The sequence below is a fragment of the Mesorhizobium sp. M1A.F.Ca.IN.022.07.1.1 genome, assembly GCF_003997575.1.
GTDB lineage: Bacteria > Pseudomonadota > Alphaproteobacteria > Rhizobiales > Rhizobiaceae > Mesorhizobium.
In genome coordinates this window covers 1-11894 of record NZ_RZST01000181.1, presented here as the reverse complement: position 1 = coordinate 11894, position 11894 = coordinate 1, and the positions used below count along the sequence as shown (strand labels likewise).

8 protein-coding genes and 1 pseudogene are annotated in these 11894 nt (G+C 63.7%); 4 read left to right on the top strand and 5 right to left on the bottom strand.

Annotation, left to right across the window (positions count from 1 at the left end):
- Together EOA75_RS19830 and EOA75_RS19825 are read right to left on the bottom strand one after the other, a co-directional pair.
- Positions 1 to 193: pseudogene (locus tag EOA75_RS19830) on the bottom strand (rhamnose ABC transporter substrate-binding protein); the annotation flags it as partial.
- 56 nt (positions 194 to 249) lie between these two features.
- A complete protein-coding gene (locus EOA75_RS19825; RefSeq protein WP_066993950.1) occupies positions 250 to 1059 on the bottom strand; it encodes a DeoR/GlpR family DNA-binding transcription regulator in 810 nt (269 codons plus the stop codon).
- A gap of 186 nt (positions 1060 to 1245) precedes the next feature.
- Here EOA75_RS19825 and EOA75_RS19820 point away from each other — a divergent pair, with 186 nt between their 5' ends.
- From EOA75_RS19820 to ggt, 3 genes are all read left to right on the top strand, one after another.
- On the top strand, positions 1246 to 3348 hold the full coding sequence (locus EOA75_RS19820; RefSeq protein WP_127324958.1) for a bifunctional rhamnulose-1-phosphate aldolase/short-chain dehydrogenase: 2103 nt from the start codon (positions 1246 to 1248) through the stop codon (positions 3346 to 3348).
- A 160-nt stretch (positions 3349 to 3508) separates the two neighbouring features.
- Positions 3509 to 4801: an L-rhamnose catabolism isomerase gene (gene rhaI / locus EOA75_RS19815; RefSeq protein ID WP_127324957.1), complete on the top strand. Its 1293-nt coding sequence runs from the start codon at positions 3509 to 3511 to the stop codon at positions 4799 to 4801.
- Positions 4802 to 5026: 225 nt separating this feature from the next.
- Entirely contained in the window at positions 5027 to 6766 is a 1740-nt protein-coding gene (gene ggt / locus EOA75_RS19810) for a gamma-glutamyltransferase (RefSeq protein ID WP_127324956.1), read from the top strand.
- Here ggt and EOA75_RS19805 read toward each other — a convergent pair whose 3' ends face one another.
- The 3 genes from EOA75_RS19805 to EOA75_RS19795 form a co-directional block, all read right to left on the bottom strand.
- A complete protein-coding gene (locus tag EOA75_RS19805; RefSeq protein ID WP_170950361.1) occupies positions 6767 to 7021 on the bottom strand; it encodes a hypothetical protein in 255 nt (84 codons plus the stop codon).
- 212 nt (positions 7022 to 7233) lie between these two features.
- A complete protein-coding gene (locus EOA75_RS19800) occupies positions 7234 to 8622 on the bottom strand; it encodes a sigma-54 dependent transcriptional regulator (protein WP_067322825.1) in 1389 nt (462 codons plus the stop codon).
- Entirely contained in the window at positions 8619 to 10484 is a 1866-nt protein-coding gene (locus EOA75_RS19795; RefSeq protein WP_127324955.1) for a sensor histidine kinase, read from the bottom strand. The genes EOA75_RS19800 and EOA75_RS19795 overlap by 4 nt, the downstream gene beginning before the upstream one ends.
- Positions 10485 to 10718: 234 nt before the next feature.
- Here EOA75_RS19795 and EOA75_RS19790 point away from each other — a divergent pair.
- Positions 10719 to 11894 (top strand): dicarboxylate/amino acid:cation symporter (locus EOA75_RS19790; protein WP_164747455.1); only part of this gene is annotated, 1176 nt, incomplete at its 3' end.

Below are 11894 nucleotides of genomic sequence, written 5' to 3'. Positions count from 1 at the left end.
GACCGGTATAGATCACGTCGACGTCGCCCAGTTCCTTGGCCGCTTCCTCGGCGCCCTTGTTGGCGGCGTCGAAGAAGCCGTTGCCGAGCGACTTCACGACCAGCGCGATCTTGACGTTCTCGGCATAGGCGCCATTCACGAACATGGCGGCGGAAAAGGCCGCCGTGACCAGCAGTTTCTTCAAAAAGCTCATTCGAATATCCTCCCTTGAGCGTTGCATTCCATCGCCGCTGCGGGCGCGAGTTGTCCTCAGGCCTGCAGTGAAGATTCCTCCTTGTCGCTTGACTGTTTGCGGGCGACGATCAGCGCCACACCCGCGGTTTCCAGCATCTTGGCTTCGCGGTCGTCGATACCGTCGTCTGTGATCACGGTCGTGATGCGCGACAGCCCGCACAGGATCAGGCTGGATCGCATGCGGAATTTCGAGGAATCGACCAGCACCACCAGCTCGTCGGCCTGGTCGATCAGTTTTTGCTCCGCCTGGATCAGCAGCGGGTCGCCTTCCATCAAGCCGAGCGGGCCTAACCCTTGAGCGCCCATGAACATGCGCCGCGCATAGAAATTGCGCGTCACGTCATTGTCGAAGGGCGACAGGATGATGTTCTGCTCGCGATAGATCGTGCCGCCCGACAGCATCACCATGTTCTTCGAGTGCTTGAGCAGATGCTCGGCGATCGGGAACGAGTTGGTGAAGATCGGCATGCGGCGGCCGGTCAGGAAATGCACCATCTGGAAGGTCGTGGTGCCGCCATTGATGATGATTGGCTCGCCGTCCTTGCAAAGGTTCACCGCTTCCCGCGCGATCGCCCGCTTCTGCGCGGCGTTCAGCGTTTCGTTGACCGAGAAGGGCCGGCCGGCAAGGCCGATGACTTGCGGCGGTGAGATCGCCTCGGCGCCGCCGCGCACCCGGCGCAGCCGCTTTTGCACATGCAGCGCCGCGATATCGCGCCGAATCGTCGCCTCGGAGGAGTCCGTCAGGTCGACCATTTCCTGCACCGTCACCACAGGCTTTTCCTGGACGGCGGACAGAATGATCCTGTGGCGCTCTTTTTCGTGCATGGTTCCTCCCTGCCTGGCTATCAGGCACCAGAAAACGCGCAATGTCAATCATTTCCGATCACATATTTTCATTGTGCAGTGCAATATGATCGATCTTGATCGTTTATGATTGACAAGAGGCCCTGTTGGGTAGACATTCCAGCCAAATTGGACTGCTCGGTTTTAGCGTCCCAAGGGAGGATACCTATGCTCGACAAGCGCTCCGGCTCGCGCCTCGCCAATCTGTGGGACGATGCAAGGGCCGAAGGGATGAGCGGTCCCGAGCTTCTGGTCTATCGCTCGAACACGCTGGGTTCAGACAAGCGCGTCACCAATTATGGCGGCGGCAACACCTCGTCCAAGGTCTGGCAGAAAGACCCGCTGACCGGTGAGGACGTCGAGGTGCTGTGGGTCAAGGGCTCGGGCGGCGACAGCGCTTCGATCAAGCTCGACGGGTTTGCAACCCTCTACATGGACAAGCTGCGCGCGCTGAAGAGCCTCTATCGCGGCGTCGACCACGAGGATGAGATGGTGGGCTATCTGCCCCACTGCACCTTCAACCTCAATCCGCGCGCGGCCTCCATCGACACGCCGCTGCATGCCTTCGTGCCGAAGGCTTGCGTCGACCACATGCATCCCGATGCCATTATCGCGATTGCCGCGGCGAAGGACTCCAGAGCGATCACGAAAGAGGTGTTTGGCGAGGCCATCGGCTGGCTGCCCTGGAAGCGGCCGGGCTTCGAGCTTGGGCTGTGGCTGGAGAAATTCTGCCGCGACAACCCTGGCGCCAAGGGAGTGGTTCTCGAAGGCCACGGCCTGTTCACCTGGGGCGACGCGCCGAAGGAATGCTACGAAACGACGATTTCGGTGATCAATCAGGCGATCGACTGGTTCGAGCGCAAATCCGAGGGCAAGGCGATCTTCGGCGGCGAGGTGGTGAAGGCGCTCGAGGCGCCGGCACGGCGTGCCATTGCCGCGAAACTCATGCCGAGAATCCGCGGCCTGATCTCGGAAAAGAGCCATAAGCTCGGCCATTTCGACGACCAGCCGGCAGTGCTCGAATTCGTCAATTCGAAAGACCTGCGCCCACTGGCGGCCCTGGGCACGTCCTGTCCGGACCATTTCCTGCGCACCAAGATCCGGCCATTGGTGATCGAGTTCGATCCGGCAAAGCCGGATGTCGATGCCGTCATCGCGCGCCTCGCCGACGACATTGCGGCCTATCGGGTTGGCTACCAGGCCTACTACGACAGCTGCAAACATAAGGACTCGCCCGCCATCCGCGATCCGAACGCGGTCGTCTATCTGATGCCGGGCGTCGGCATGTTCACTTTCGCCGGCGACAAGGCGACGGCGCGCATCTCCGGCGAGTTCTACGTCAACGCCATCAACGTCATGCGCGGCGCCTCGACGGTCTCGTCCTATGTCGGCCTGCCGGCTCAGGAGGCCTTCGACATCGAATACTGGCAGTTGGAAGAAGCCAAGCTCCAGCGCCTGCCGAAGCCGAAGGCGCTGGCGGGACAGATCGCCCTGGTCACCGGCGGTGCCGGCGGCATCGGCCGCGCCACCGCCAGCCGCCTGCTGCGCGAAGGCGCCTGCGTCGTGCTGGCCGATATCGATGAGACCGCGCTTGCCGGCGCTCACGAAGAGCTGTCGAAAGCCTACGGCAAAGACTTCGTCCGTCCGGTGCGGATCGACGTGACCTCGGAAGATCAGGTCACGTCGGGCTTTGCCGAAACTTCGGTCGAGTTCGGCGGCATCGACATTCTCGTTTCCAATGCCGGCCTGGCCTCCTCGGCGCCGATCGAGGAGACGACGCTGGCGTTGTGGAACAAGAATATGGACATCCTGTCGACCGGCTATTTCCTCGTTTCGCGCGAGGCTTTCCGGCTGTTCCGCGCGCAGAAGATCGGCGGCAATGTCGTCTTCGTCGCCTCCAAGAACGGCCTTGCCGCTTCGCCCAACGCCGCCGCTTACTGCACGGCCAAGGCGGCCGAGATCCATCTCGCGCGCTGTCTCGCGCTTGAGGGTGCGGAGGCGCAGATCAGGGTCAACGTCGTCAATCCGGACGCCGTGCTGCGCGGCTCCAAGATCTGGACCGGCGAATGGAAGGAACAGCGCGCCGCCGCCTACAAGATGTCGACCGACGATCTCGAGGAGCACTACCGGTCGCGTTCGATGCTGAAACGCTCGGTATTTCCGGAAGATATCGCCGAAGCGATCTACTTCTTCGCTTCCGACATGTCGGCTAAGTCGACCGGCAACATCGTCAATGTCGACGCCGGCAACGCGCAGAGCTTTACGCGGTAAATTGTCAGAGCCAGCGCTGCCCCTCACCCTTACCCTCTCCCCATAAGAACGGGGAGAGGGGGCGCCAGCGCTGGAGCGCGTCCCTTCTCCCCGTCACTATACGGGGAGAAGGTGCCAGTAGGCGGATGAGGGGCAGCGCCGACGAATTGGGAGGAAAAAAATGCCCGAACAGATCATCTCAGCCGACCTCGTCGCCAACCACAACTCAGCTCGCCAACCCGCCCTCGAGCGTGACTACGCCTCCCTCGGCGAGCGCCTCGACCGGCGCGGCATCGCTATCGATGCGATCCGCGACACGGTCGAAAAATTCGGCGTCGCGATCCCGTCCTGGGGCGTCGGCACCGGCGGCACGCGTTTTGCCCGTTTTCCCGGCGCCGGGGAGCCGCGCGACATCTTCGACAAGATCGAGGATTGCGCCGTCATCAGCCAGCTGACGCAAGCGACGCCTACCGTCTCGCTGCATATCCCGTGGGACAAGGCCGATCCGAACCGGCTGAAGCAGGCGGCGGCGCGTTTCGGGCTCGGGTTCGATGCGATGAACTCCAACACGTTTTCCGACGCGAAGGACCAGAAGCTCTCCTACAAATTCGGCTCGCTGTCGCACGCCGATGCCGGCACGCGCCGCCAGGCGGTCGAGCACAATCTCGAATGCATCGAGATCGGCAGGACGCTTGGGTCGAAGGCGCTGACGGTTTGGATCGGCGACGGCTCGAACTTCCCCGGCCAGGTCAGTTTCGCCAAGGCCTTCGAGCGCTATCTCGACGCCATGCGGCAAATCTACGCCGGCCTGCCGGACGACTGGCGGCTGTTTACCGAGCACAAGATGTACGAGCCGGCCTTCTATTCGACCGTCGTGCAGGACTGGGGCACGAACTACATCATCGCCAAGGAGCTCGGCGACAAGGCCTTCTGCCTCGTCGACCTCGGCCACCACGCGCCCAACGTCAACATCGAGATGATCGTGTCGCGGCTGATTCAATTCGGCAAGCTCGGCGGCTTCCACTTCAACGATTCCAAATATGGCGACGACGATCTCGACGCCGGTTCGATCGATCCTTACCGGCTGTTTTTGGTCTTCAACGAGCTGGTCGATGCAGAGCTTTCGGGTGCCAAGGGCTTCCATCCCGCGCATATGCTCGACCAGAGCCATAACGTCACCGATCCGATCGAAAGCCTGATGCTGTCCGCGGTCGAGGTGCAGCGCGCCTATGCGCAGGCGCTGCTGGTCGACCGCAAGGCGCTGGACGGTTTTCAGGAAGCGAACGACGCGCTGATGGCGACGCAGACGCTGAAGACCGCCTACCGCACCGATGTCGAGCCGATCCTCGCCATGGCGCGGCTGAGAACCGGCGGCGCCATTGATCCAGTCGCCGCCTATCGCGAGGCCGGCTACCGAGCGAAGGTCGCGGCGGAGCGGCCGGGCGTCGCCGGCGGTGGCGGCGGGATTGTCTGACACCCTCATCCGGCCGCTTCGCGGCCGCCTTTCTCCCAAGGCAGAAGAGGTTGGCGTCGGCGCTCACGAGCTCCTTCCCCAGCGGGAAGAGGTCGGACTGCCCCGAATTGCCCTTCGCAATTCGGGGGGCAGGTGAGGGGCTCTGCCCAATGCTACTCCAATTGTTATTGGACCAACGCGCTCCAACGGTCTTTCCTGGGTGTCCCCCCGCCTTGGAGACCCACCATGCATCTCACCCGCCGGACGCTGATCGCCGTCAGCTTTGCGCTCACTGTTGCCTTCACACCATCGACCGCCGTTTTTGCGGCTGCGCCGGCTCCCGCCAAGGGCGAGCACGGCATGGTTGTGACCGCCCAGCATCTCGCCACCGAAGTCGGCGTCGACGTGCTGAAGAAGGGTGGCAACGCCGTCGATGCGGCGGTCGCCGTCGGCTATGCGCTGGCCGTCGTCTATCCGAATGCCGGCAATATCGGTGGCGGCGGTTTCATGACCATCCGCTTGAAGGACGGCCTTTCGACCTTCATCGATTTTCGCGAGCGCGCGCCGCTGGCGGCGACCAAGACGATGTATCTCGACAAGGACGGCAAGCCGATCAAAGGTGCCAGCCTCGACGGCTATCTCGCCGTCGGCGTGCCTGGTTCGGTGGCCGGCTTCGAGATGGCACGCGAGAAATACGGGACCTTGTCCAGACAGGACCTGATGGCCCCGGCGATCGCCTATGCCAAGGACGGCTTCGTGCTCAACCAGGGCGACGCGGCCTCCTTCGCCGGCAGCGCCGACCGGCTGGCCAAGGATCCGGCAGCGGCCGCTATTTTTCTGAAAAAAGACGGCAAGCCCTATGGTATCGGCGAGAAGCTAGTTCAGCCGGACCTTGCGGCCTCGCTCTCGGCGATCTCCGAGAAAGGGTCCGATGCCTTCTACAAGGGGCCGATTGCCGACGCGATCGTCAAGGCGAGCGGCGCCAAGGGCGGCATCCTCGCCAAAGGCGATTTCGAGCAATACGCGGTGCGCGAGCTGAAGCCGGTGACCTGTTCCTATCGCGGCTACGAGATCATCTCCTCGCCGCCGCCGAGTTCGGGCGGCGTCATCATCTGCGAAATCCTCAATGTGCTCGAAGGCTATCCGCTGTCCTATCTCGGAGCCGGCTCGGCCGAGACCGTCCACGTCATGGTCGAGGCCATGCGTCATGCCTATGTCGACCGCAATTCGGCGCTCGGCGATCCAGATTTCGTCGACAATCCGGTCTCGAAACTGCTCGACAAGGGCTATGCCAAGGACATCCGCGACAAGATCGATCCGTTCCGCGCCGGTGTCTCGAAGGACTTGATGCCCAAGGGCTTCGGCGAGTCGAAGGAAACCACCCATTATTCTATCATCGACAGGGACGGCAACGCGGTAGCCGTCACCTATACGCTCAATGGTTCCTTTGGCGCCGGCGTCGTCGCCGACGGCACCGGGATCCTGCTCAACAACGAAATGGACGATTTCACCCAGAAGCCCGGCGTGCCCAACCTCTACGGACTGGTCCAAGGCGAGGCCAACGCGATCCAGCCGAAGAAGACGCCGCTGTCCTCGATGAGCCCGACCGTCGTTGTGAAGGACGGCAAGCCGTTCATGGTCATCGGCAGCCCGGGTGGCTCGCGCATCATCACCATCACGCTGGAGGCAATCGTCAACGTCATCGACCACGGCATGAACATTCAGGAGGCGATCGACGCTCCGCGCATCCACCATCAATGGCTGCCCGACACCGTCTATGTCGAGCCTTTCGGGCTTTCTCCCGACACCGAAAGGCTGCTTGCCGGCATGGGCTATCATCTCGATCTCAGCGACCAGACCTGGGGCCAGGCGGCCGGCATCCTGGTCGGCGGCAAGAGCCTGGCGGAGATCGAGAAAGGCGGCGGCGCCCGCTACAACGGAGCCATCGACAGCCGCGCCGCTTCCGGCGACGCGCTGGGCTACTGACTACACGACAAGGGTGATGGTTGAGGCAATCAGCAGCACCGCGGCAATGCCGACGAACAGCGCATAAATGCGCGGCCGGTCAATCAGCAGCGCGTTGCCCGAAATCCAGGCCGAAGTGGCGCCGCCCAACGCAAACAGGAAGCCGTTGCGGTGGCCGAAGGTCATCGACGCGGCCATCAGGCCGCCGATGATCAGCGCGCCGAACACGATGATGACGGCAACGGCATATTTCTCGAAATCATTGCCGCTGCCCATCGCCGGTCCCATGGCGTTGAGATTCGGCAGATCGTCGGGATCAAAGGGGCTGGCCGAGCCGTATTCGTCTTGACCGAGGGATTCGCGCATCATTCGTTCTCCGCTGAGCGGCAACAAACCATCAACGCTTGCCAAGTGCAACCGGCAAGGCCACCGCCATCATGCGTTCGCCAACCGGCTGGTGCCAACGTGCCACGGTTTTCTGGATAGCCTCAACGCCGGGGGCTTCGATCGGGTTCCACAAGCTTGATCTCTCTGGAAAAATCGCTGCGCACGATGCCGTGCCGCTGCAGCTTGTCGTAGAAGGTCTTGCGCGGAATGCCGAGCGCCTCGATCGTACGCCGGACATCGCCGCCATTGCGGCCAAGTGTCTCGCGGATGATCTCGGCCTCGTAGCGCTCCAGCCGTTCCGGCAAGGGCATCGAGACGTCCAAATCTGTCGGCTGAGCGGCGGGGCTGCTGCCGATCTCTTCCAGACCGAGCACGAAGCGCTCGGCAAAATGGGCGAGCTCGCGGACATTGCCGGGCCAGTCGTGTTCGCGCAGATGGCGCTGGACGGCGGCCGGCGCCGCGGGCACCTGGCGATGAAAGCGGGCAGCGGCGCGCTCGGCGAAATACCCGAACAGCAACGGCACGTCGTCCCGGCGCTCGCGCAATGGCGGGATCGAAAGCGTCACCACATTGAGCCGATAATAGAGGTCTTCGCGGAAATTGCCGCGCTGGCCGGGATCGCCGAGATCGATCTTGGCGGCGGCAACGACGCGCAGGTCGACCGGCCGGATTTCGTTGGTGCCGAGTGGCGTCACCTCGCGCATTTCGAGCACGCGCAGCATCTGCACCTGAGTGGAGGGCGGCATGCTTTCGATCTCATCGAGGAACAGCGTGCCGCCGCTCGAATGCTCGATGCGGCCGACGCGCTTCTTCTGCGCGCCCGTGAAGGCACCGGCCTCATGGCCAAACAATTCGCTTTCGATCACCGTCTCCGGCAACGTGCCGCAATTGAGCGCGACGAAATTGCCCTTGGCGCGGCGGCTCCAGCGATGCAGCAGGCTCGCCACCACCTCCTTGCCCGAGCCTGTCTCGCCGGTCACCAGCACATCGACATCGGTGTCGGCGATCTGTCTCAGCGTGCGGCGCAGCCGCTCCATAGCCGGTGTCTGGCCGATCAGCGGAAGGCCTTCCTGCGCCTGCTCGGCCGCTTCGCGCAAGGCGCGGTTCTCCATAACAAGACGGCGCTTTTCCGCGGCGCGCCATACACTTTGCGCCAGCCGGTCGGCCGCGAAGGGCTTGGTGATGAAGTCATAGGCGCCGTCCTTGATCGCCTTTACCGCCATGGCGATATCGCCGTGCCCGGTGACGAGGATGACGGGGATATCCGGGTCAAGGTCGACCACGAGGTCGAAAAGCTGCAGGCCGTCCATTTCGGGCATGCGGATGTCTGACACCAAGACGCCGGCAAAGCCGGCATCGAGGCCGGCGAGTGCCTCGCTTGCCGAGGAAAAGGCAGACACGGCAAAACCGGCAAGTTCGAGCGTCTGCTTCGTCGCCTTGAGCAGGTCACTATCGTCATCGATCAGGATGACCGGATTGCCGTCTGTCATCTCGGGCCAGCCTTCGAGAGATGGATGGTGAAGCGGGTGCCGGTCCCGCTGCTTGTCACCTCGATACGCCCGCCAAAGTCGGCGACGATGTCCTTCGAGATGACGAGCCCGAGCCCCAAGCCCTTTTCCTTCGAGGTATTGAAAGGCGTGAACAGCGATTTCAGGATCGCCGGCGGAATCCCCGGTCCGTTATCGGACACGATCAGCGCGACGCCGTCGGCGGTTTCCGCGGCGGACACTTCGACCCGAGCACCGTCACGCCCCTCGAGCGCTTCCAACGCGTTCTGGAACAGGTTGATCAGCACCTGCTCCAACCGCAGCCGGTTCCCCATCACTTTCAGCGTCGCCGGCGGCAGCGTGATCGCCAGCGCGTCCAATCGGCCGGCAAAGCGGCTCCTGAGCAGCACCACTGCGCCTTCGATGACGCTGCGCAACTCGACCGGCTCGGCGGCGGTGCGACCCTTGCGGGCGAAAGCTTTCAGCTCCTCGGTGATGGAGCCGATGCGTTCGGTCAGCGCTGCGATGGCGCCGAGATTTTCCTCCGCCGGCGCCGTCTGCTTGCGTTCCAGGAAAACGCGCGCATTGTCGGCATAGGCGCGGATGGTCGCCACCGGCTGGTTGATCTCATGCGCGACGCCCGCGGCAACCTGGCCGAGCGTCGCCAGGCGGTTGGCCTGCACCAGCTCCTGCTGCATGACCTGCAGCTTGGCTTCGGTGCTGCGGTGGTCGGCGATCTCGGCCTGCAGCCGGTCGCGCGCGAGGCTGAGGTCCTGCGTGCGCTCGACGACGCGCCGTTCGAGTTCGGCGCGCGCCGCCTGCTCGGCAGCGATCCGCATCTGCGCGGACTGCCGGCGCCACAACAGATAAGCGGCCAAAGCGAGCAGCGGGACAAGGACGCCGAGGGCCAACAAACGCATTTCGCGCTGCGCCGCCGCGATCGGCGCTTCCGCCGGCACGAGATAGTCGAGGCGCCATGGCGTCGACGGCACGGCGGTGGATAGCCGCAGATACTCCGCGTCGCTGCCGCCGGGCGTGATGGCGTGCACCAGTGCGACATCGAGGCTCAGCGGTTGCGGTCTCGTGATGGGCAACGGCACCAGCGGAGCCTCGCCGAACTGCTGGCTGGCGCGGATGTCGGCCGCGACTGGAGCGGCCAGCGGCGCCGTCGTCATGAAGCGCCAGGAGGGCACGCTGGTGATCAGCACCACCCCATGCTCGTCGCTGACATAGGCCGGGCGGTTCGCCTCGTGCCAGTCGGCTTCGAGCTGGTCGAACTCCATCTTGACCACGACGACGCCGAGCGGGGCCGCCGCACTCCCGACACGGCGCGAAATGTAGAGGCCCGGGCGCTTGCTGACATTGCCGAGCGCGAAATACTCGGCCGTGCCGGATTGCATGGCGCCCGAGAAATAGGCGCGAAAACCGTAGTCATTGCCGACAAAGCTAACCGGCTCGCGCCAGTTGCTGGAAGCGATGGCCAGCCCGTCCGGGCCGGTGACGTAAAGCACCGAGGCCTTGGTGCCCGAAACCAGCCCTTCGAGCTTGCGGTTCAGCACGTCGATCGAGGTGGGGCTGCGCTCAGCGAGCGCGTCATGCACCTGCTGGTCTTCGGACAGAAGCAGCGGCAGCGCGCGTGGGTTTTCGAGCACCGCACGCAGCAGCGCCACCTTGAGATTGGCGTCGGTCCGCCCTTGCGCCGACAGCGCCTCGATCTCGGTCGAGCGTCCGTAGAGGCCGGCGCCATAGAGCGCTGCAAAGACGATGAGAAGCGCCACCGCCGCAAACAGCAGCCAGGCGCGCCGCGCCCGCCCGGCGAGCAGTTCGGGCGTCGAAGCGAGGGCAGCGGCGGGGCGTTGCAGCATCGCCCATTTGTGCATGATTTCGCACAAAGCACAATTCGAGCTATGCGGATCGCCGCACTGCGCTGTCGAATGGCAAAGCGCGTTGCGTCAGAAAACCAAACAAAATCAATGCTCGACGCCTCAAGGCGCAATCTGGCACGGCCGTTGCAAATGCATCCGCAGCAGCCGCGAGGCTGTGAAGGTCAACTGCCCCGGGAGGTCGAGCTTCTCGATCGGGGCCGAACGGAGGACATCATGCAGACGGCAATCGCTGCCGCGGAACCGCGCGGCAAAGTTCCCTTTTATCGGCATCTTTACGTGCAGGTCCTGGCGGCGATCGCCGCCGGCATCCTGCTCGGCCATTTCTATCCCGACATCGGCGCCTCGCTGAAGCCGCTCGGCGATGCCTTCATCAAGCTGGTCAAGATGGTGATCGCGCCAGTGATCTTCCTCACCGTCGCGACCGGCATCGCCGGCGTCTCCGACCTGCATAAGGTCGGCCGGGTCGCCGGCAAGGCGATGATCTATTTCCTCGTCTTCTCGACGCTGGCGCTCATCGTTGGCCTGATCGTGTCAAATGTCGTCCAGCCCGGCGCCGGCATGCACATCAATCCGGCGACGCTCGACGCCTCGAAGGTCTCGACCTTCACCGAGAAGGCGCATGACACGACGATCGTCGGCTTCCTGATGAACATCATCCCCGACACCATCACCGGCGCCTTCGCCCAGGGCGACATCCTGCAGGTGTTGTTCTTCTCGGTGCTGTTCGGCGTCGCTCTCGCTTTGGTCGGCGAGCGCGCTCGTCCGGTGGTCGACTTCCTGCAGGCGCTGACGGCGCCGATCTTCCGCCTCGTCGCCATCCTGATGAAGGCTGCGCCCATCGGCGCCTTCGGCGCCATGGCCTTCACCGTCGGCAAATACGGCATCGGGGCGATCGCCAATCTCGCCTTCCTGATCGGCACCTTTTACCTGACGTCGCTGCTCTTCGTGCTGATCGTGCTGGGAGCGGTGGCATGGTACAACGGCTTCTCCATCCTGGCGCTGATCCGCTACATCAAGGAAGAGCTGCTCCTGGTGCTCGGCACTTCCTCGTCGGAGGCAGCGCTTCCCGGCCTGATGGCCAAGATGGAGCGCGCCGGCTGCAACCGCTCGGTGGTCGGTCTCGTCATCCCGACCGGCTATTCGTTCAACCTCGACGGCACCAACATCTACATGACGCTGGCAGCGCTGTTCATCGCCCAGGCGACCGACACGCCGCTCACCTTCGGCGACCAGATCCTGCTGCTGCTCGTTGCCATGCTGAGCTCCAAGGGGGCCGCCGGCATCACCGGCGCGGGCTTCATCACCTTGGCGGCCACGCTTTCGGTCGTGCCTTCGGTGCCGGTTGCCGGCATGGCGCTGATCCTCGGCGTGGACCGCTTCATGTCGGAG